Origin of the sequence: Micromonospora sp. NPDC023644 (assembly GCF_040640115.1) — a bacterium.
GTDB lineage: Bacteria > Actinomycetota > Actinomycetes > Mycobacteriales > Micromonosporaceae > Micromonospora.
Genome location: NZ_JBFABA010000123.1, coordinates 1 through 1,133 on the forward strand (window position 1 = coordinate 1; position 1,133 = coordinate 1,133).

A 1,133-nucleotide genomic window follows, 5' to 3' on the forward strand; every position below is an offset into this window, starting at 1 on the left:
GACGAGTTGGCGTATGTGATTTTCACGTCGGGTTCGACGGGTCGGCCGAAGGGTGTGCAGGTGACGCACCGTGGGTTGGCGAATCATGTGCGGTGGGCGGCGGGTGAGTTGGTGTCGCGTGGTGCGGGTGGTTGTGCGGTGTTCTCGTCGGTGGCGTTCGACTTGCAGGTGCCGAATCTGTGGGCGCCGTTGGTGGCGGGTCAGCGGGTGGTGATGGTGGGTCAGGAGGTGGATCTGGCCGAGTTGGGTGTGGTGTTGGCGTCGGCGGGGCCGTTCAGTTTCTTGAAGTTGACGCCGGGTCATTTGGAGATTCTTGGTCGGCAGTTGTCGGATGAGGCGTTGGCGTCGTTGGCGGCGGTAGTGGTGGTCGCTGGTGAGGCGTTGCCGGCCGCGCTGGCGAACCGGTGGCTGACGCTGCTGGGCCCGGGTGGTCTGGTGAACGAGTACGGGCCGACCGAGGCGAGTGTGGGCACCTGCGTCTTCCCGATCGAGACCGAGCAGCCCGGCCCGGTGGTGCCGATCGGCCGCGCCCTGCCGGGCATGACGATGTACGTGCTGAACCGGGACCTGCACCTGTCCCCGGTCGGCGTGGTCGGCGAGTTGTACGTCGGTGGTGTGGGCGTGGCCCGTGGCTACGCGGGCCAGCCGGGCTTGACGGCGGAGCGCTTCGTGCCGGACCCGTTCGCCGCAGCCGGAAACGAGGCCGGGGCCGGGGCGCGGATGTACCGCACGGGTGACCTGGTGCGGCGGATGGCCGACGGGGCGGTGGAGTTCGTCGGCCGCGTCGACCATCAGGTGAAGATCCGCGGCTACCGGATCGAACTCGGCGAGATCGAGTCGGTCGTCGAGGGCGCCGACGGCGTCGGCGACGCGGTCGCCCTGGTGGGCGAGTCGGACCGGCTGGTGGTGTTCTACCGGCCGACCGCGCCGGCCACGGAGCTGGCGGACCGGATCCGGCAGCGCTGCGCGGAGCACCTGCCCGAGTACATGATCCCGGCCGAGTTCGTCGCCGTGGAGGCGATCCCGCTCAACGCCAACGGCAAGGTCGACCGGGCCGCCCTCTGGGACAACGCGGTGCCCGCACACCGGGCGTACGTCGCCCCGGCGACCGAGCTGGAGGCCCAGCTGGCCGG

Annotated in this window: 1 protein-coding gene; it reads left to right on the forward strand. The window is 70.3% G+C overall.

Annotated features, from left to right (window positions below; translation table 11 throughout):
- Window positions 1–60 precede the first annotated feature (60 nt).
- On the forward strand, window positions 61–1,133 hold a 1,073-nt coding region (locus AB0G08_RS30165), incomplete at its 3' end, for an AMP-binding protein (protein ID WP_358094377.1).